Origin of the sequence: Rhizobium leguminosarum (assembly GCF_010668065.1) — a bacterium.
GTDB classification, from domain to species: domain Bacteria; phylum Pseudomonadota; class Alphaproteobacteria; order Rhizobiales; family Rhizobiaceae; genus Rhizobium; species Rhizobium leguminosarum_S.
Window position 1 is genome coordinate 818327 of the sequence record NZ_WUEN01000001.1, and the last position, 20122, is coordinate 838448.

The 20122-nt window shown below is 61.5% G+C and carries 16 protein-coding genes; 14 read left to right on the forward strand and 2 right to left on the reverse strand.

Annotated elements, in window-relative coordinates:
* The first annotated feature begins 187 nt into the window (after positions 1–187).
* Entirely contained in the window at positions 188–1732 is a 1545-nt protein-coding gene (locus GR198_RS03730; RefSeq protein WP_164067527.1) for an acid phosphatase, read from the forward strand.
* Between the two features lie 54 nt (positions 1733–1786).
* Here the strand turns inward: GR198_RS03730 and GR198_RS03735 are convergent, their stop codons facing one another.
* A complete protein-coding gene (locus GR198_RS03735) occupies positions 1787–2545 on the reverse strand; it encodes an IclR family transcriptional regulator (protein ID WP_164067529.1) in 759 nt (252 codons plus the stop codon).
* Positions 2546–2705: 160 nt separating this feature from the next.
* On the opposite strand from GR198_RS03735, the gene GR198_RS03740 reads away from it, so the two are divergent.
* The 4 genes from GR198_RS03740 to GR198_RS03755 all read left to right on the forward strand — a co-directional run bounded on the left by GR198_RS03740 (position 2706) and on the right by GR198_RS03755 (position 5873).
* A complete protein-coding gene (locus GR198_RS03740) occupies positions 2706–3413 on the forward strand; it encodes a 3-oxoacid CoA-transferase subunit A (protein ID WP_131643665.1) in 708 nt (235 codons plus the stop codon).
* On the forward strand, positions 3410–4099 hold the full coding sequence (locus GR198_RS03745; protein WP_164024713.1) for a 3-oxoacid CoA-transferase subunit B: 690 nt from the start codon (positions 3410–3412) through the stop codon (positions 4097–4099). The genes GR198_RS03740 and GR198_RS03745 overlap by 4 nt, the downstream gene beginning before the upstream one ends.
* Positions 4100–4108: 9 nt before the next feature.
* Positions 4109–5314: a 3-oxoadipyl-CoA thiolase gene (gene pcaF / locus GR198_RS03750; RefSeq protein ID WP_164067531.1), complete on the forward strand. Its 1206-nt coding sequence runs from the start codon at positions 4109–4111 to the stop codon at positions 5312–5314.
* 76 nt (positions 5315–5390) lie between these two features.
* The gene (locus GR198_RS03755; RefSeq protein WP_164067532.1) at positions 5391–5873 is read left to right on the forward strand and encodes a GNAT family N-acetyltransferase; all 483 of its coding nucleotides are present in this window, start codon (positions 5391–5393) and stop codon (positions 5871–5873) included.
* Here GR198_RS03755 and GR198_RS03760 read toward each other — a convergent pair whose 3' ends face one another.
* Complete coding sequence (locus GR198_RS03760) at positions 5874–6782, reverse strand: LysR family transcriptional regulator (protein ID WP_164067534.1); 909 nt, start codon at positions 6780–6782, stop codon at positions 5874–5876. It lies immediately after the preceding gene.
* A 245-nt stretch (positions 6783–7027) separates the two neighbouring features.
* On the opposite strand from GR198_RS03760, the gene GR198_RS03765 reads away from it, so the two are divergent.
* From GR198_RS03765 to GR198_RS03805, 9 genes are all read left to right on the forward strand, one after another.
* Entirely contained in the window at positions 7028–8320 is a 1293-nt protein-coding gene (locus GR198_RS03765; protein ID WP_029872250.1) for an ABC transporter substrate-binding protein, read from the forward strand.
* A gap of 2 nt (positions 8321–8322) precedes the next feature.
* Positions 8323–9282 (forward strand): carbohydrate ABC transporter permease, encoded by a 960-nt coding sequence (locus GR198_RS03770; protein ID WP_029872251.1) that lies wholly within the window; start codon positions 8323–8325, stop codon positions 9280–9282.
* An 11-nt stretch (positions 9283–9293) separates the two neighbouring features.
* Positions 9294–10139: a carbohydrate ABC transporter permease gene (locus GR198_RS03775; protein ID WP_245279649.1), complete on the forward strand. Its 846-nt coding sequence runs from the start codon at positions 9294–9296 to the stop codon at positions 10137–10139.
* Between the two features lie 31 nt (positions 10140–10170).
* Positions 10171–11664 (forward strand): sulfatase, encoded by a 1494-nt coding sequence (locus GR198_RS03780; RefSeq protein WP_029872252.1) that lies wholly within the window; start codon positions 10171–10173, stop codon positions 11662–11664.
* A gap of 176 nt (positions 11665–11840) precedes the next feature.
* The gene (locus GR198_RS03785; RefSeq protein WP_029872253.1) at positions 11841–13055 is read left to right on the forward strand and encodes an MFS transporter; all 1215 of its coding nucleotides are present in this window, start codon (positions 11841–11843) and stop codon (positions 13053–13055) included.
* Positions 13056–13552: 497 nt separating this feature from the next.
* Complete coding sequence (locus GR198_RS03790; protein ID WP_246711041.1) at positions 13553–18130, forward strand: caspase family protein; 4578 nt, start codon at positions 13553–13555, stop codon at positions 18128–18130.
* Positions 18117–18557 carry a hypothetical protein gene (locus GR198_RS03795; protein WP_029872255.1) on the forward strand — a complete coding sequence of 147 codons (441 nt, stop codon included), beginning with the start codon at positions 18117–18119 and terminating at the stop codon, positions 18555–18557. The genes GR198_RS03790 and GR198_RS03795 overlap by 14 nt, the downstream gene beginning before the upstream one ends.
* Positions 18554–19144, forward strand: coding sequence for a DUF4760 domain-containing protein (locus GR198_RS03800; RefSeq protein WP_029872256.1), 591 nt, complete (start codon positions 18554–18556; stop codon positions 19142–19144). Before GR198_RS03795 ends, GR198_RS03800 begins: the two co-directional genes overlap by 4 nt.
* 114 nt (positions 19145–19258) lie before the next feature.
* A complete protein-coding gene (locus GR198_RS03805) occupies positions 19259–20053 on the forward strand; it encodes an SDR family NAD(P)-dependent oxidoreductase (RefSeq protein WP_164067535.1) in 795 nt (264 codons plus the stop codon).
* The last annotated feature ends 69 nt before the right edge of the window (positions 20054–20122 follow it).

Here is a 20122-nt window from a genome sequence, read left to right on the forward strand (position 1 = left end):
AATAACTTAAGACTGGTTTCCTCCATGATCGAACCTCGTTGCAACAAATTGATGACGACTATTCCCTGCGGCATCACGGCAACCCCTGATGTCACAAAGTTGATAGACGGCCGGAATAGCGTCCGAACGCCCCCCGAGCGTTCTTCGCTCCCTCTAGCCAACGCCCCCTAGCCATGAGGTACCACCCGTGAAAAGACTGAAACTCCTCCATTCCATCTGTCTCGCCGGATCGGCCATCGTGCCGTTTGCCATGGCGACGGCAGCCCATGCGGCGCCCGCCGGTTACGACAAGATCGACAATGTCGTCGTCATCTATGCGGAAAACCGCAGCTTCGATAATCTCTATGGCAGCTTTCCCGGCGCCGACGGGCTCTCGAACGCGACCGCCGATCGCGCCCGCCAGCTCGACCGCGATGGCCAGCCGCTGTCCGAACTGCCGCCGGCCTGGGGCGGCCTCACCGCCAAGGGTGTCTCGCCTGCCGTCACCGAGGCGCAGTCGGCCCATCTCGCCAACGCCTCCTTCGCGATCGACGATCCGAAGGGCTTCGCAGAGGCGCCTTCGGTCATCACCCGCGACCTCTGGCATCGCTTCTACCAGGAGCAGATGCAGATCGACGGCGGCAAGAACGACAAGTTCGTCGCCTGGGCCGATTCCGGCAGCCTGGTCATGGGCCATTACGACGGCTCCATCTTGCCGATGTGGCAGCTCGCCAAGAAATACGTCATGGCCGACAACTTCTTCCAGGGCGCCTTCGGTGGTTCGTTCCTCAATCATTTCGCGCTGGTCTGCGCCTGCACGCCCTATTATCCGGATGCCGACAAGAGCCCGGCCAAGCCGACCATCGCCAAGGTGGATGCGGACGGCACATCGCTGACGGTCGCGGAAAACGCCCCGAAGTCGGCGCTGGAGGGCGCACCGAAATTCGTCTCCGACGGCACGCTGACGCCTGACTTCTACGCCGTCAACACCATGCAGCCGCCCTACCAGCCGAGCGCCAATCCGCCGGCCAAGGACGGCGATCCGGCCTATGCCGATCCGGCGGCCGCAACAACGCTGCCGCCGCAGCATGAAATCACCATCGGCGACCTCATGTCGCTGAAGGGCGTCAGCTGGGCCTGGTATAGCGGCGCCTGGCAGGCAACCCTTGACGGCAAAAATGCCACCCCGGTGCCGAACTTCCAGTTCCATCACCAGCCTTTCAACTATTTCGCCAATTTCGCGCCCGGCACCCCGGCGCGTGCCGAGCATCTGAGGGATGGCGGCCTTGGCGGCGAAGCCTTCCTCAGGGATATCGACGACGGCAAGCTGCCGGCGGTTTCCTTCTACAAGCCGCAGGGCAACCTCAACGAACATGGCGGTTATGCCGATGTTTCGAGCGGCGACCAGCATCTCGCCGATATCGTCTCCCACCTCGAGAAGAGCCCGCAATGGGGCCATATGCTCGTCATCGTCACCTATGACGAGAATGGCGGCTTCTGGGATCACGTCGCGCCGCCGAAGGCCGATCGCTGGGGTCCGGGCAACCGCATTCCGGCCTTCATCATCTCGCCCTTCGCCAAGGGCGGCATGGTCGATCACACCCAATACGACACGACGTCGATCATCCGCTTCATCACCGCGCGCTACGATCTGCCGGTGCTGCCGGGCATCATCGCCCGTGACAAGGCGCTACGCAATAACGACCGGCCGCCGATGGGTGACCTGACAGCCGCGCTCGACCTGACGCATTGACCGATCACGAGCGGCCCCGGCGCTGACCGAGGCCGCCCACCTTCAGACTTGCCGTCACCGGCGCAGCAACGGCCGCAACGCGGCCTGTGTTTCCTTGAGCAGCGGCAGATAGCGTTCCTTCATCTCCGCTGCTGGTACGAGGGCGGCCGGCGCGCCGATATTGATGGCCGCCACCGTTTCGCCGCGGTCGTTGTCGATGGGCACGGCGATGGAGCAGAGGCCGATCTCCAGCTCCTGATCGATGATGGCGTAACCCTCAGTGCGGACCCGGCGGAATTCGGCGATCAACTCGTCCGGATCGGTCTTCGTATTCGGCGTGTTTTGCTTCAGCTCGCTGCGGGCAAGGATGGCGCGCGCCTCGCTCTCTGGAAGGGCTGCGAGCAGCACGCGCCCCATCGAGGCGCAGTAGGCGGGCAGGCGGCTGCCGGGGGTCAAGTTGATCGACATGACGCGGCGCTGCGAGGCGCGGGCGATATAGACGATGTCGGTGCCGTCGAGCACCGAGGCCGAGGCGCTCTGGCCGGCCTTTTCCGAGAGATGATCGAGATGCGGCTGCAGCAGCGCCGGCAGCGGCGTCGCCGCGAGATAGGCATGGCCAAGGCGCAGGATCTTCGGCGTCAGCGTGAAGAACTTGCCGTCATAATCGGCATATCCGAGCTCGGCGAGCGTCAGCAGCGAGCGGCGCACCGTGGCGCGGTCAAGCTCCGTCAGCTTCGATGCCTCGGCGATGGAAAGCCGCTGCCGCGTTTCACCGAAAGCTTCGATGACTTTCAGGCCGCGGGCGAAGCCGCTGACGAAATCCGTTTCGCGCATGGGTTCAGTCTCCAATGAATTCATTCTATTTTGTGCGATATACGAACAAATGTCAAATACCGCACAAATATATTGTCGCTTGGCCCGCCGCGCTTTATGTCTACGGCAGAGGACGGGATGGAGAGTTCCCGGCCGCATCTAGCCAAGGAGAGATCCCGCAATGGACAAGACAGTCGGGAGCACGGCGGAAGCCGTCTCTGAGATCGGGGATGGCGCGACCGTCATGATCGGTGGTTTTGGTGGCTCGGGCGCGCCGATCGAGCTCATTCATGCGTTGATCGACAAGGGCTCAAAGAACCTCACCGTGATCAACAACAATGCCGGCAACGGGCGCATCGGTATCGCCGCGATGATCGATGCCGGCATGGTCAGAAAGATGATCTGCTCATTCCCGCGTTCGTCGGATCCGCGCGCCTTCACCGATAAATATCTGGCCGGCGAAATCGAGCTCGAACTTGTGCCGCAGGGAACGCTTGCCGAGCGCATCCGCGCTGGCGGCGCCGGCATTCCGGCTTTCTATACGCCGACGGCCTACGGCACCGAACTGGCCGACGGCAAGGTCATCGCCGAATTCGACGGCCGCCATTACGTGCAGGAGCGCTGGCTGAAGGCCGACTTCGCGATCGTCAAGGCTGCGATCGGCGACATCCAGGGCAATCTCACCTACAACAAGGCCGGCCGCAACTTCAATCCGCTGATGTGCATGGCGGCGGCAAAGACCATCGTCCAGGTCTCATCGATCGTGCCGGCCGGCGGCATCGATCCCGAGCAGGTGGTGACACCAGGCATCTTCGTCGATCGCGTCGTCACTGTTCCCAATCCGCAGCAGGAAGAAGAGCTCATTCGAGCCGGAGTGGCCTACGTATGACCATCGATACTCGCGAAGACATCAAGCTTTCCAATGCGCAGATCGCCTGGCGCGCCGCGCAGGATATTGCCGACGGCGCCTATGTGAACCTCGGCATCGGCTTTCCCGAAATGGTCGCCCGTTATCAGCCGCCCGGCCGTCAGGCGATTTTTCACACGGAAAACGGCATCCTGAACTTCGGCGAGCCGCCGGCGGCAGGCGAGGAAGATTGGGACCTGATCAACGCCGGTAAGAAGGCAGTGACGCTGAAGCCGGGTGCTGCCTTCTTCCATCACGCCGACAGCTTCGCCATGGTGCGCGGTGGCCATCTCGACGTCGCGATCCTCGGCGCCTATCAGGTCGCCCAGAGCGGCGACCTTGCCAACTGGCGGGTGGGCAGCAAGGGCGTGCCGGCCGTCGGCGGCGCCATGGACCTGGTGCACGGCGCCAAGCAGGTCTGCGTCATTACCGAGCACGTCACCAAGACAGGCGAGCCGAAGCTGGTGGAGGCATGCACCTTCCCGCTGACCGGCGTCGCCTGCATCACCCGCGTCTATACGAGCCATGCCGTCATCGACATCGTCAAGGGACGCTTCGTCCTGCGCGAGAAGCTGGCCGCGATGTCGCAAGAGGAATTGCAGGCCATGACCGGTGCGCCGCTGCATGTCGACGGGCCGGCTGCCGACCTCGTCGTCCCCAAACTCTGAGGAAAAGCCATGACCGAAGCCTTTATCTGCGACTATATCAGAACGCCGATCGGCCGCTTCGCCGGCTCGCTGTCCCAGGTGCGCGCCGACGATCTCGGCGCAATCCCGCTGAAGGCGCTGATGGAACGAAATGCCGCCGTCGATTGGGAAGCCGTCGACGACGTCATCTTCGGCTGCGCCAACCAGGCGGGCGAGGACAACCGCAATGTCGCGCGCATGTCGGCCCTGCTGGCCGGCCTGCCGATCGCCGTATCCGGCACGACGATCAACCGGCTCTGCGGCTCCGGCATGGATGCGGTGATCACGGCGGCGCGCGCCATCCGCTCCGGCGAGGCCGAGCTGATGATCGCTGGTGGCGTCGAGAGCATGTCGCGCGCGCCCTTCGTCATGCCGAAGGCCGAGACGGCCTTTTCACGGGCGGCTGAAATCCACGACACGACCATCGGCTGGCGCTTCGTCAACCCGCTGATGAAGAAGCAATATGGCGTCGACTCCATGCCGGAGACCGGCGAGAATGTCGCCGAGGACTATCATGTCAGCCGCGAAGGCCAGGATGCCTTCGCGCTGCGAAGCCAGGCGAAGGCGGCCGCCGCCCAGGCAAACGGACGGCTTGCGAAGGAGATCACCCCAGTGACCATCCCGCAGCGCAAGGGCGATCCCGTTATCGTCGACAAGGACGAACATCCGCGCGCAACGACGATCGAAACGCTGGCGAAACTCGCGACACCTTTCAAAAAGGAAGGCGGCACGGTGACGGCCGGCAATGCCTCCGGCGTCAACGACGGGGCGGCCGCGCTGATCGTCGCTTCGGAAGCGGCAGCGCGAAAATACGGCCTGACGCCGATCGCCCGCATCCTCGGCGGCGCGGCTGCCGCCGTTCCGCCAAGGGTGATGGGCGTCGGGCCGATTCCGGCCTCGCGCAAGCTGATGGCGCGGCTCGGCATGACCGTGGATCGGTTCGACGTGATCGAACTCAACGAGGCCTTTGCCAGCCAGGGGCTGGCGGTGCTGCGCGCACTCGGGATTGCCGACGATGACGCACGGGTGAACCGCAATGGCGGCGCGATCGCGCTTGGCCATCCGCTCGGCATGTCGGGCGCACGCATCACCGGCACGGCGGCACTCGAGCTTCTGGAAACCGGCGGGAAATATTCGCTGTCGACCATGTGCATCGGCGTCGGGCAGGGGATTGCGATAGCGCTTGAAAGGGTTTGAGGTCGGGACGCTTCCGGCTTTTGCCGGAGGCTGCTGACCCGTTGCGCCACGCGCCCGGTTTCGCTAGTGATCGGGCATGCTGATCCGACCCGCAGACAAGAACGATCGAAGCGCGATCTGGAGGATCATCGGTCCGACGATCCGCGCCGGCGAAACCTATGCGCTTGATCGCGATCTGAGCGAAGCCGATGCGCTGGCCTACTGGATGGGACCGGACCGCGAGACTTTCGTCGCCGAAGAGGACGACGTGGTCCTCGGCACATATTACATCAAGGCCAATCAGGCCGGCGGCGGGCGGCATGTCTGCAATTGCGGCTACATGACCGATGCTGCCGCAAGCGGCCGTGGCGTCGCCCGGCTGATGCATGACCATTCCCTGGAGCATGCCCGTTTGCGGGGCTTTCGCGCCATGCAGTTCAATTTCGTCGTCAGCAGCAATGAACGCGCGGTTGGGCTGTGGCAATCTCTCGGCTTCGATGTCGTCGGCCGGCTGCCTGGCGTCTTCCTTCATCCGACGCAAGGTTACGTCGACGCATTGGTGATGTTTCGCACGCTTTGATCACACGGTTTCCGCGAGCGAGAATTCAGGTAGCTCCAGCAACGGCATCGAACCACGCACCAGACGCAGGAAATCGCGGACCGGAGATTTTTCGAGTGCACGCGGAAAATAGATTGCGCCCGATTCCTGTACCCGGCCGTGGTCCTGGAACATCACGGGTCTGATCCCGAACCCATCGAACAGTTTCGCAAAGCCGCTGGAGGCGGCCATCACCAGCGGCGAACCCTGCATGATCAACAGAGCCTGCAACATGGAGTCCACGCGTACGGCAAAATCGCGGGTCTGACGCTCGAGTTGACCAGGCCCTTCATCATCTCCGTAACCGGGGCTGATCCAGCGCTGACGCAGAAGATCATCGAGGGTGACAGTCGTCGCTTTGGCCAGGTGGTGATCTTTGTCGCAGTAGATGTAGGTCGCCTGTCTTGCCAGCGTTTCGAACTCGACCTGCATGACGGCTTCATATTTGTAGGAGAGCGTTCCGAAGACGAGATCGTAGACGCCGTGCCGCATTCCCTCGAAACGCGTGCCGTCATCGGCGATCTCGACATGGACGACGACACCTGGATGCGTCCGGCTGAAGGCTTTTATGATCCCCGGCAATATGACGAGCCCCCAAAGATCGCCGGTGGCCACCCGAATAACGGCCTTGGCGCGGCCCTGAAGATGTTCGATCTCTTCTTTCGCTTCATCGAGCGCCGGTAATATCCGCACCGCCCGGCTATAAAGGGCTGAACCGTACACGCTTAATTCGACGCCGGCTCCGGTCCTGTTGAACAGCGGAACACCGTAGCTGTCTTCGAGTTGTCGGATAGCCCGGGAAAGCGCCGGCTGCGAAATATTCAGCTTCTTGGCGGCACGCGAGATCGATCGCTGGTTTGCCACTTCGACGAATTGGCGTAGCTCCCGCATCCGTCTCCCTCCCTATGCGAATTACGCATAACATATAGCATGTTTGCATTTGACCTCAGCGCTGTATGCGCCACATTCTACACAACAATAGTAGACTAATTCTGGCGTGCCAAAAGCTGCGAAAGCCCCTCATGGAAGGGAATTTCGTGCTCATGAGCACGTTCTCGACGGACGCTCTACACAGAAGAATAAGCCTTCGACAAGAAAATCGGGGCGCGGGATGGGGATAGAAGGAGGAGGAACCGATGTTTAAAAATAGCATAGGCCGGCAGCTGATTTTCGCCGCGACGACGGCGGCGTCGATGATCTTTGTGGTTGCTCCATCAGCCGCGCAGGAGAAGGTCCAACTGACGTTTCGTCAATTCGATCCCCCGACCGAAATTCAAGGCCTGATTGCCGCCGTCGATGCCTGGAACTCCAGTCATCCCGATGTCCAGGTCAAATTGGAGACGATGTCGGGCGGCGACACACTTGCCCAGTTGGCGCGCGAAATTCCCGCCGGTGCGGGACCGGATGTTCAGCAGCTGGCTTTCGTGTGGACGCGTGATCTGGCGCGATCGAAGCTGCTTCTCGATCTCAGTCCTCTCATCCAATCGAACGCGCCGGGAGCCGGCACCGACGATTTCCTGGCTCTCGACCTCGCCACCCTCGACGGCAAGATCTTCGGCCTGCCCTGGACGGCGGATACATTCTCGATGGCTTACCGCCCGGATCTCCTGCAGGCAGCCGGCGTCTCGAATTTTCCGGATAGCTGGGACGATCTTGCGGCAGCTGCCAAGAAATTGACCACCGAAGGTGGTGGAGCTGAACAATACGGTTTCTGCTTCCCCGCAGGCAGCGCACCCGACAGCGGCATGTGGACGCTTGTGAATTATTACCTCTGGAGCAACGGCTCGACCCTGGTCACGGAGGAAAGCCCGGGGAAATGGAAGGTGTCGGTGACGCCGGAGCAACTGGCGGCGGCGATGAACTATTTCAATCAGTTTTTCGCGGACGGAACAGCGCCCGAAAATCTCATCACCGTGAATGCGTGGGGCGATCCGGAGCTGATCGGCGGGCTCGGCCGAGGCGATTGCGCGATCACTTTCTTTCCGCCGCAAACCTTCAGGGCCGCCCAGAAACAATCGGACAAGCCGCTGCTGACCGCACCGATTCCGAGAGGGAGCGAGAAGCGCATCTCTCATCTTGGCGGACGTGCGCTGGGCATCAATCCCAACACCAAGCATCAGAAGGAGGCCTGGGAGTTCGTCAAATATCTGGTCGGCCCCGAGACCTTCAAAACCTACAACCAGTATCCCTCGCAGAAGTCGCTGCTTTCACAGCTCCAGTTTCCGCCGGCCGAGCAGGGCTATGTGACGATGCTGCCATTGGCGCAGACCTTCGAGCGGTACATCTCTTCCCCGATCAAGGTGTCGAGCATGACAGCGCTCATCAATCGTGAGTTCGGCGCCGTATTCTCCGGGCAGCGCAATCCTGATGAGGCTGCGGACGTGATCATCAAGGAGCTCAACGACTTGCTCGCCCGCGGCAAGGGCTGACGATGTCTGTTTCCGCAAACCCGGACGGCGCGCTGGCCAAGCGCGCCGAAAGACGAGGATCATTCCGGAGTTGGCATTTCGAGCCTTACGGCCTGGTCATGCCGGCGATGCTTATCCTGGCTATCTTTTTCGCCGGCCCGGCATTCTACAATATCGCGCTCAGCTTTCAGGACCTCAGCCTTTTCGATCTGGGAAAGGAGGGTCGGTGGGTCGGGTTTGCCAACTTCGCAACCGTCCTCAAGGATGAAGGAATTGCCGGCGCGTTGTTCAACACGGCTTTCCTGCTGACATTCGTGACTGTTGTCATTCGATTGGCACTCGGACTTGCGCTCGCGATCCTTCTCAACGCCGAGGTCTTCGCCAGATGGCGCATCGGCTGGCTCGTCCGGTCGCTGGTGCTTGTTCCATTCGTAACGCCGCCGGTTGTCGCCGTCGCCGCCTGGAAATGGCTGCTTGACCCCCGCTATGGCGCGGTCAACCAGTTTCTCCTGTCGACTGGGCTCATCGACAGGGGAATTCCGTTCCTTTCCAGGACGTCGACGGTTTGGGGCGCGGTCGAAACCATGTTGATCTGGCGCGAGCTTCCTTTCGTCATCATCACCTTCCTCGCGGCGCTGCAGTCGATTCCGAGGGAACTGAGGGAGGCGGCCCGCATCGACGGCGCGTCCGAGTTTCAGATACACCTGCGCATCATCCTGCCGATGCTGAAACCTGTCATCGCGGTCGTCGCACTGCTGACGACGATCTGGACCTTCAACAATTTCGTCTACGTCTGGCTCGCCACGCGGGGAGGGCCGGGCGACTACACGCAGGTTCTGGCCACGAAGATGTATACGGTCTCGTTTGTCGACTATCGCGTCGGCGAGGGTGCCGCCATCGGCGTTCTGATGAGCCTGATGATGTTCGCCTTCGCGCTCATCTACCTCGGGGTTCTCTCCCGCGGGAAACGGGGGGCCTCGTGATGAATGTTTCGATGACGCATCGAGCGCGGCATATCAGGTTCGCCAGGGACCTGATCACCGTCATTCTGGGTATCGGCCTGCTGCTGATTTTGGCGTTCCCCTTCATTTGGGTGGTGCTGATTTCCTTCCGCCCGGACAAGGAAATCTTCACCCGGACGTTTCAGCTGTTCACCAGCGTCACCCTGGAAAACTACTACACCCTCCTTCAGAATTCGCCGTTCCCGAACTACCTCAGAAACAGCCTCGTCGTTTGCACGATCTCGACTGTTGCGGCCGTTACCATCTCGCTGATCACCGCCTATGGTTTTTCGCGCAACCGCGATTTCCGCGGCCGCGGCCTGTTGCTGATCCTGGTGATCTGCACGCAGCTGTTTCCCTACGTGATCCTGATCACACCGCTTTACTCGATGTTTTTCGCCGTGGGGCTGATCAACAATCCGCTGAGCCTGGTTCTGTCCTATACGGCCATGAACCTGCCATTCGCCATCTATCTGCTTCTCGGCTACCTCGACACAATTCCCCAGGATCTCGACGAGGCAGCCAAGCTCGACGGCGCTTCGACGATCCAGATCATCTTCAAGGTCATTTTGCCGATCGCCTGGCCGGGTGTGGTGACGGTTGCGGTCAACGCCTTCGTGTCTGCGTGGGATGAATTTCTGTTTGCCCTGACACTGATGACATCGGACGAAAACAAGACCGTGCCAGTCGGGCTTGCCGGCTTTTTCGGCGAATACACCACCCAATGGAATCTGGTGATGACGGCATCGGTGATTTCGACGCTGCCCACGCTTGTCCTTTTCATGCTGCTTCAGCGAAAGCTCGTCTCCGATCTCGCGGCCGGTGCGGTGAAGCTGTAGCGGCGTGAAAGCCTCGAACGAAGGTCCTTCCATGAACATCATCCTCGTGCTTATCGACAGCGTTAACCGCAATGCTCTTTCGGCCTATGGCGGAACCGAGTTCGAGACGCCGAACCTTCAGTCTTTCGCCCAAAAGGCCTGGCGTTTCGACAATCACTTCGTCGGCAGCCTGCCCTGCATGCCGGCGCGGCGTGAGATTTTTGCCGGCTTCAGCGGCATGCAATGGCGTCCTTGGGGACCGCTCGAACCCTTCGACCTTCGTCTGCCGAAGCTGCTGGAGAGTGCGGGTTACACAACCGCGATTGTCACCGATCACTATCACTATTGGGAGGAGTCGGCGAACGGCTACATTCAGAGCTTCCAGGGTGCGGAATTCATTCGAGGGCACGAGCTGGATTTCTGGGAGCCGCTCGTGCCGGAGGCAGATCTGCCGCAATGGGTGCACAATATTGAGAAATGGCGCCCAGGCTATGGTCATCGCTACTTCTCCAATGTCGCAAACTTCAAGGATGAGGCCGATTTCTTCCCCGCCAAGGTCATGACATCGGCCAGCGAATGGCTCGCCAAGCCGAAGACCGGAAAGCCGTTCTTCCTGCAGGTCGAGTCCTTCGACGTGCATGAGCCCTTCGATGTCCCGGAGCCCTATGCATCGATGTACGGCGACGGTGCGGCACGCGACCGCTTCACGCTGTGGCCGCCCTATCAGGATGCGGCACGCCAAGCGGAGTTCATGAGCCAGGCGAGCCCCGAGGAACTGGCTTTCGTTCGCTCCCAGTATGGCGCCAAGCTGACGATGACGGACCGGTGGCTGGGCAAGCTGTTCACAACCCTGGACGAACTGCAGCTCTGGGACGACACGGCCATTATCGTCACCACCGATCACGGACATGATCTTGGCGAACGCGGCGGCTATGGCAAACAGTTCCCGCATTTCGACAGCCACGCGAACATTCCGCTGCTCGTCTGGCACCCCGGCTTCCAAGCCAATGGCGGCGCGATTGAAAATCTGACGTCGACCGTCGATCTCTTCGCGTCGATCCTGGCGATCGCCGGCGTTAAGCCGCCACGAAAGACGCACTCGCATTCATTTCTGCCGCTTCTCAAGGGCGAGACCAGCAACGCGCGGAACGCCGTCATTTACGGGACATTCGGGCAAGGCATCTGCTGCACCGATGGCGAATGGACGCTGATCCAGCCGCCGGATCGCGACAAGCCGCTCTACGCCTACTCGACCATGGTGCCGACCACCATCGAGCCGCAGGACAAGCCGGTCGATCATGGGCACTACATTCCCGGTATCGAAATGCCGCAATGGAAAATTCCCATCACCCCCGACGGCCCCGGGGACCGGCGGAACCTGGACAGCCAGCCGCTGCTTTACGATCGACGCAATGATCCCGGGCAAAAGCACGACCTCTGGCAGGACCGGCCCGAAGAGCGACGACGAATGCTGCATCTTATGCGGCAAGTCATCGAGCAGCATGGCGCGCCGGCAGAGCTTTTCGATAGGCTGGGATTGGGCTAGCTTCGAGGATCAGAGCGCGTTGCCGATAGGGCCATTGCCGATTCGACACTTAAAAAAGATGTGAGCGCGCTGTCGAATCCGCCGCGGCCCAAACGTCTTGAGATCGCAGGCGCGAAATGCGGTAGGCTTGCCGCGTTGCCTCGCGATCACTCTGTCGGCATGGAGGTTATGAAGCCATGGGTGTTTCCTATCGTTGGGTCATCGTCGCTGCGGGCGCATTGATGACATGCGTTGCGCTCGGCGCGATGTTCTCGCTGGCGATCTTTCAGGAGCCGATTGCGACGGCGACCGGCTGGTCGCATGTCGGCATAGCGAGCGCGATGACGCTGAACTTCATCGTCATGGGTTTCGGCGGCTTCTTCTGGGGGGCGGCAAGCGACCGCTTCGGCCCGCGCATCGTCGTGATGATAGGCTCCGTGCTGCTCGGCCTGGCGCTGGTTCTGGCGAGCCGGGCCGAGACCCTGCTGCAGTTCCAATTGACCTACGGCATCCTTGTCGGACTGGCCGCCAGCACGTTTTTCGCGCCGATGATCGCGGCGACGACCGCGTGGTTCGATGAAAATCGCGGCCTTGCGGTGTCGCTGGTCTCTGCCGGCATGGGCGTTGCGCCGATGACCATCTCACCCTTCGCGCGTTGGCTGATCTCGGCCTATGAATGGCGGCCGGCCATGCTGATCATCGGCATTGCTGCCTGGGTGCTGCTGGTGCCGGCCGCTCTGCTGGTTAGGCGCCCGCCGGCACAGACCGCCGATACCGACACCGCGTTCTCGGCCGACGGTGCCCGGCCGCAACTGTCGAAAGTCTTTCGATCGCCGCAATTCATCGTGCTTGGCCTGACCTTCTTTGCCTGCTGTGCGGCGCATTCCGGGCCGATCTTCCACATGGTGAACTATGCGACGATCTGCGGCGTCGCGCCGATGGCGGCCGTCAGCATCTACAGCGTCGAGGGGCTGGCGGGATTGGGCGGCCGGCTGCTCTATGGCAGCCTTGCCGACAGGATCGGGGTGAAGCCGGTGCTGGTCGCCGGCCTGCTGGTGCAGGCGGCGGCCCTTGCGACCTATCTCTTCGTCAGCCAGCTCGGCGAATTCTATGCGCTCGCCATCGTCTTCGGCAGTGCCTATGGCGGTGTGATGCCGCTTTATGCGGTGCTGGCGCGGGAATATTTCGGGCCGCGCGTCATCGGCACGGTCTTCGGCGCGGCGACGATGCTCTCCAGCCTCGGCATGGCCTTCGGCCCTCTGATCGGCGGCTGGATATTCGACACTTTCGCCAATTATTCCTGGCTGTTCATCGGCTCCGCGATGGTCGGGCTGGCGGCCGCGGCGATAGCGCTCGCGTTCCCGCCTCTCGCCCGCCAGAAACCACAACCTGCCTTCGGCATGGCGCCGTAACCGGCGCCTTAAAGCCCTCACGAGCAGTATCGAGAGTGGACGTTGGTGAACGCCCACTCAAGGTTTTCGCATCGTCGCGACTTTTGCCGCCAGATCGCCAACACCGCAGGCGGCACATTTGCCTCCGCCGTAACAAATGGACGAGGACCAGCCGGACCGCGATCATTCACATCCGCTGGCTTGTGTGCCATTCTGGATTGCGAAAGAACAAAGCGTTGCAAGGCAAGGAATATACTTGATTCACGCAAAAGTAGAGTTCGTATTGGTATAGTAGCGGACGATGCGGCGACGCACTCTGCTAGGGCGGTAACGGGTAAGACGCACCAATCCTTAAATATTCACTTGAGGAACCCTCAGTTCTTCGGCAGTATACTCTTTATTAACTTTTGGCTGGGGGCCATGCTGCAGCAATGAGGGTCATGGGGATTGCTCTGGCATGTATCATGTTGCTGTCGCAGCCGGCTCTGGCGCAGTCTCCACTTGACATCTTCAGGAGCTTGACCGACGGCGTCACACGTGATGCCGCGCCGCCAGATGCTGGTCGCCCACCGTCTAAACCGATACCGACTCTTCGGTCGCAGCTGACAAGATCGCAAGTGCAACGCCTGCAGCGTGCCCTGGAAGCGCTCGGTTACTATCATGGTCCGATCGACGGAAATGCCGGGGTCGAGACGTGGAGTTCGGTGGTAGCGTGGGCACGCGACCGGGGATGGGAGGCTCCAACAACCCTCCGTGTGGCGCATCTCAATTCTCTTGAAGCTGAACGCGCGCAGGGACAGGTCGCAGAACAGGATCGTCCAAGCTCTGGTCCAGAAGATGGGACTGTTCGTCGCGTTCAATCGGCCCTCTCACGGCTCGGCTACTATTCGGGGCCGGTGAATGGCCAGACAGACCAAGCGACCATGGCTGCCATGGCGGCCTGGGCAGCCGATCGGAGCTGGGAAGCGCCGGCATCGATCCGCGAGGCACATGCCGTCAACATGGAGGAGGAGCTTTCCCAGAGGACAGGCCCGGTTGTCGGCGATGCGGCCTTGCCACCGTGGCAGCCGGACGATACCGGGATCGGCAGCAAAATCTGCGCCTCCACCGGCTACAGCAAGGTCTGCCTTCGTCTTGCCTGCGATGCCGAAGCCGGTGTGGTCCTTGATTTCGAAGAGGTGGCGGGCTACTCGACACCGTCGGTCTCCAGCGCGGGTCTGACGGTGGATCGAGGCCCTGAGGCAACGCTTCCCCTCGATGGCATCCGCAAGAGACCGGTCCTCGATGCCGGTCGCGATGCAGCGCTCATCGCCCGCCTTTCCTCCGGGCGGTCGCTGAACCTCAAGTTGGGGACATGGTCGATGTCCTTCGGTCTCGCGCAATTCGGCCCCGAGTACGACCGGGTTGGAAAAGCATGTGCTACGCTGCTCGCCAGGCTCCGTAGCGGCCAGGATCCCTTCCCTGGCCAGTTCTCCCGTCTTGCCGACGAACTGGCCGAGGCCACCGTGTCCGAAGGAACGTGGACCTCGCAGCCGAATACGGACCTTGCCGGCAATGATATTCGACATGGGCTGGCCGATCCGCTTCTGCGTGGCCTGACGGAAGGCGAATGTATCGCGATCTGCTCGGAAACCGACATGTGCCGGGCCTATACGTTCAACCCGAGCGGCGGGGCATGTTTCCTGAAGTCCGCAAAGGGTTCGCCCAAACCCCACGCAGCCGCAAAGAGCGGCGTTTTCGATGGCCGGAAAGCGGGTTTAGCACCTCCACCCACCCGCGGTGCGGGACCGATCGTGGATGGAGCGGTCGGGTGGCGCGAGGGCGAGACGCTGGAAGGCTTCCAGGCCCGCGTGAAACAAGCTGCTCGCAGGCTAGGCGGGTCATGCGACGAGGAGAAGGACACGCTCCGGCGCCTGGCCGAAAAATTCCAATGGACACTGCCGCATGAGGGACCGCTCCGCGCCGGAAACAGCTTTGCGATCGAGTGGTCGGGCAACACGCTCGAAGATCGCATACCGGTTTGGTTCATGGTCAAAGCAGAACAGCCCGTCCGTTTTAAAGGCAAGGGGCATGTCGCGTTGGGTGCTGCCGCGCCCAATCCGTTCGCGATAAAAACCGGTCTGGGCAAGACACGCGCCATGGTCGCTCTGGCGACGCGTGGCGCCGCGGCGAGTGGTTCAGTTTCAACCATTCCGCTGCAAGCGGGGCCTTTGAACCTATCCGTCTCATTGGTGGGCTATCTCCGCGCCTGCGAGGAGGAGATCGTTCTGAAGGAAGAGTCAGAGCGGCTCGAAATCGCACCGGCGCCCGCCGAGATCGTCCTCAATACCGCCGAGGGCCGCGCGGCGTTCACACATAGCATCGATATCCCTAAATTCTCCCGCCGCATCCTCCTCAACGATACCCGCTTTCTTCTGCTGGATGCGGCAAGCGGGACGGAAATCGTCGAGCGGGCAGGCACACACCTGCAGATCTCGCCAACCCACCGCTTCATCGGCGTCGAGCATAATGGCCGGCTCGACATCGTCGACATGGTCGATGGGCATACGGCTGCGACAGCGGATGCCGGCGACCTTCGCTGGGCGCTCGGCGACAGTGTCGTCTTCACCACACTCGCGCCTTGGGCGGAGGTGAATTTTTCCTCCACCTTCGGCGATCATTTGCGCATACGGGAACAGATTACCGGGCCGTCTTGCTGCACCGCGGAACGCGGTCAAACACGCGTGGCGATCGATCTGGAGAATGCCGCCTACACCATCTGGGGTGGCGCCGGTTACCGCGTTGGCGCGCTCCAGAACCCGGATTACGCCTCGATCGCGAATTCTTCCGGCGCTTACAGTTCCGCAGGTGGCGAGACGATTCCCCTTCATTTTCATATGTTCTGGTCGCTTGGCATGGTGTCGCCCGTCAGTGTCGCTCGGGAATTCGATGTTGCCGGCGGCTTCAGGACGACCAGTACCTGGGAAGACTGGGAGGTCGCGGAAGCCGACAGCCGCCGCCCCCGCGATTTTACGGAGAGCCTGTCGCGCACATTGGGCAAAGTAGAGCTTCAGGCAGTCATGATCGATACGGCCGTGGCATCGAACGACCAAGGCTCCACCAGAGCCGGCAACGACACGCCTCTCGCCGCTGCCTTGCCCGAACAACTCTTGCGCCTCGGCGTCGCGCTCGATCCAATGGTCGACGGGGAACGCCTCCTCGCGTCCTACGCCGCGGGTGAGAACAACGCCCTTCACGCGCTTGATCGCGACCAGCGGCTGAAACGATCCGCAGAGGCGATGGGGCGCTTCCGCCGCGAGGCGGAGCGTGCGGGCTGGCGATTCGACTGGGCTCTGCCCGTCGGGGAGGAGGGTCCCATCTCCGACTGTGAACATCTTCTGCTCGGAGAATCCTCAAGCTCGGGGGGCACGGGCTCGCTGTCAGCGCCTCGCGATGTTGTCGAGGTCTCGACGGTCCGCACGTCTCGCGGCGCGGTATGGGTGGCGCGTGCGGAGTGTGTCGCGGGCGCGACGTTCGGAAGCCTCAGGCCCTATGCTGCCCTTTACGTCATGGATATCGCGCGCCCCGCGCCGGCGGCGAGTGCGGCACTTCAGGCGGAAGGCGCATTTTTCTTCGAAAACAATGCCCATCGTCTGTGGTACCAACACGCTTTTCGTATCAAAGCCAATGACGATCTGCTGCTGACCTATGCGCCCGGCAACGGCGTCATTACTGTGCGTGACCGCGCAACACAGAAGTTCCTCTGGATCGGCGAGAATCTTCCGAATGGCGACCTCCTCGTCGACGCCTGGTTGACGAAAGACCGTCGCCATGCGGTGCAACTTAATTCTGACGGCAACTTCTACATTCACGCCATTCTGGACGATAGGCAGTCGCTCCTGTCCGGGCGCATTGCCGACGACGAGATCGCGGTCTGGACCAAGGACTACTTTTACGACGCGACAGCCGAGGCCGCCGCCCTCATCGATCTGAAGTTTCCCGGTAGGGTTGGACAGTATAGTCTCGACCGGTTTGGCACAGCGCGCCTGGTCCCAGATCTGGCGCGCGCCGTTCTTGATCGAGGGCAGACGCCGCAGGCCGTCGCCGAGGTGGGCGTACCGCCGTCGTTGACAGGCGAGATCGCGCTCGAGGAAAACGGCGGTCGCGTAAGAGCCGTATTGCACTTCGATCCGGCCGAGACGGTGCATATGTCCGTTTTTCAGGACGGTGTGCTGACCGAAACGGTTGATGCTGCCACCGTCGGAAATGCAGTGTCGATCGAGAGGCTCAAGGACGCGCGTTGGGTGTCGGTCATCGGATTCAATTCTGCGGGCCTGGCGAGCCTCCCGGTATCGGCTGATCTCGGCGAGCCTCTTGCGCGCCGTGCGGTCACCCGAGCGCTCGTCATCGGCGTGAACACTTACGAGGATGAGCGCCTCCGTTCGCTCAATTACCCTCTGCGCGATGCAGGCACGGTGCTCGAAACGCTGACCGAGCCGCTTGGCAAGGAGCCACCGTTCCGCGGCGAGGTAGGGCCGAAGGACAGGCGTGCCACACCCGAGGCCATACTGGAGGCGACGGCGCGACTGCTGGACGGGCTGGCCCGTGGGGACCACGCGGTCCTGTTTCTGGCCGGCCATGGCATGCAGGATCGCAATGGGCGTTTCTATTTCGCGACGTCGGCCACCGATCCAACGGATCTCGAACACACAGCCTTGCCTTTCGACCGGCTGGCCGCGCTGTTCGAACGGACCGAGGCGCGCATCACCATTCTTCTTGACGCCTGCCACTCCGGCGCCGCGGGGACCGGGTCTTTCACCACCAACGACGATCTCGCCAACAGCCTCGCCGCCCTCAGATCCAATCTCACCGTTCTCGCCGCTGCGAAGGGGCGACAGGAGTCGCTCGGACGGCGCGAGGTCGGGGGCCTGTTCACCAACGCGATCGTTACCGTCCTTGGAAAGGAACGCGATCGTTATGACCACAATCACAATGGTCGCATCGAGGCCTCCGAACTGTATCGCGGCGTCAAGACGCTGGTTTTCGCGGCGAGCGACGGCAAGCAGACACCCTGGATCATCAACAGCCGACTGGTGGGAGACTATGCCCTCTTTTAGATTTCGCGACGCCTATGGAACGGTTGCGGCCCTGGCAGCTGCCTTGCTGCTTCTCGCACCTGCCGCCGCCGGTGCCGCGTGCCTCATCTGTGACGAGGTCGTCGAGCTGGATGGGGTAAGGGCAAAATGCTTCCGTCAGGACTATGAAAAGTTTCTTTCAACCGCCCGGAGCGCGGAAACGAGCAATGCGGAGGTCGATCTCTCCGCCTGCGCCGGGGACGACGGACGCGAACGCCGCGGTCTTGATCGGATGCCCGGGCTATTACCAGCCGGAAGTGAATCCAGCGCGCGGAACCAGCGCGAGCTACGCTCGGTCTACATCTTCGATGAGGCAAGCCTTATTTGCCTCAAGCGATTGCTGGATGGGCACGAAGGTACGATCGATCCGTCGGTGCGGTTCGATCTGGTCGAGAACTGCAAGCCATGAGCCAGCCATCATCCAAACGGCGAGTCGGGCTCTCTTTCTTAAATGTTTCGGATGCCGGCTGGTCGTTTCTGAGCAGCATCGTCACCGTTGTGACCTTCGCCAGCGCGATGGGCGGTATCTTTTGGGCGGTGTTCGAGTACATCGAGAAGAAGGAGACGGATCGCACGAAATATACGCTCACTCTCATCGAGACCTGGGAAACGCAAGGCTATCGGCAAGCCTACGGTGAACTTCGCGAGTTTTATTCAACGTTCCTTGAGACGATCCCGGTCGCCGACAAAAGGATGGCTGAGACCAGCGGGCATGCCAAGGATAATCTGTTGCAGTCCTTAAACCGTCAGATTGCGCAGGAGCCCACGCGCCGGGAGCAAATCAGGGAGGTCGTCTATTTCTTCAACCGGCTTGCTCTTTGCGTGAATGCGTCACTCTGCTCCAAGGAAACAACGGCAGTCTTCTTCAATGATACTGTGCAGTCTTTTCTTGACGTTTATGGCCCTTACATCGAAAGCAACAAGGAAACTTTTCCTGGCAGGGGTGCAACACTTGTCGACCTCTCTCAGGAACTCAATCCTGCTGGCCGGGACTAAACACCATGCCAATCTCCGCTTTCGTGCATTGCCCTTCGTCGATTTCCCCTGATAAGACTTCTCCTATTCGTTTCATCACCTATGTCCTTGGTTTTTCGGGAGGCAATCGTCGCCATGGTCGAACTTGCGCAATCGCTCGCATCCATCAAGCTGCCGGACCTGTCCGGCAAGGCCGTGCTGATCACCGGCGCCTCGACCGGGATCGGTGCAGCACTCGCCCGCGCCTTCGCGGCTCAAGGAGCCAAGGTCGGCGTGCATTACAATGCCAGCCGCGAACCGGCGGAGAAGCTTGCAGAAGAGATCCGGGCTGCCGGCGGCACCGTGCATCTGATCCAGGGCGACGTGTCGAGGGAAGGCGAGACCGAGCGTGTCGTCGAGGAGACGGCGAAGACTTTCGGTCATCTCGACGGGCTCATCAACAATGCCGGCGGCATGCTGGGGCGCAAGCCGACCTCGGATTATACCGACGCGCATTATGTCGCGGTTATGGACCTCAACGCCCGCTCGGTGCTGGCGGCCACGCGTGCAGCGCATCCCTGGCTGAAGAAGCAGGGTGGCTTCATCATCAACACCACCTCGATCGCCGCGCGCAACGGCGGCGGCAATGGTGCGATCCTGTATGCGGCGTCCAAGGGCTTCGTGTCGACGATCACGCGCGGCCATGCCAAGGAATTCGTCGCCGACCGGATCCGCGTCAACGCGGTGGCGCCGGGCGTTATCGCCACGCCCTTCCACGAGCGTTATACCAATGACGAGCAGATGGAATTGCAGCGCAAGTCGATCCCGATGGGTTTCGTCGGCACATCGGAGGATTGCGTCGGCGCCTATCTCTTCCTCGCCTCACCTGCGCTGTCGGGTTACATCACCGGCCAGATCATCGAGGTCAATGGCGGCCAGCTGATGCCGTAAACGCTTCCATCGGCGCGCAACATCGTTCCCTTTTGCCTTTCCATGAGGGAACTTTCGAACCGCCGTTAC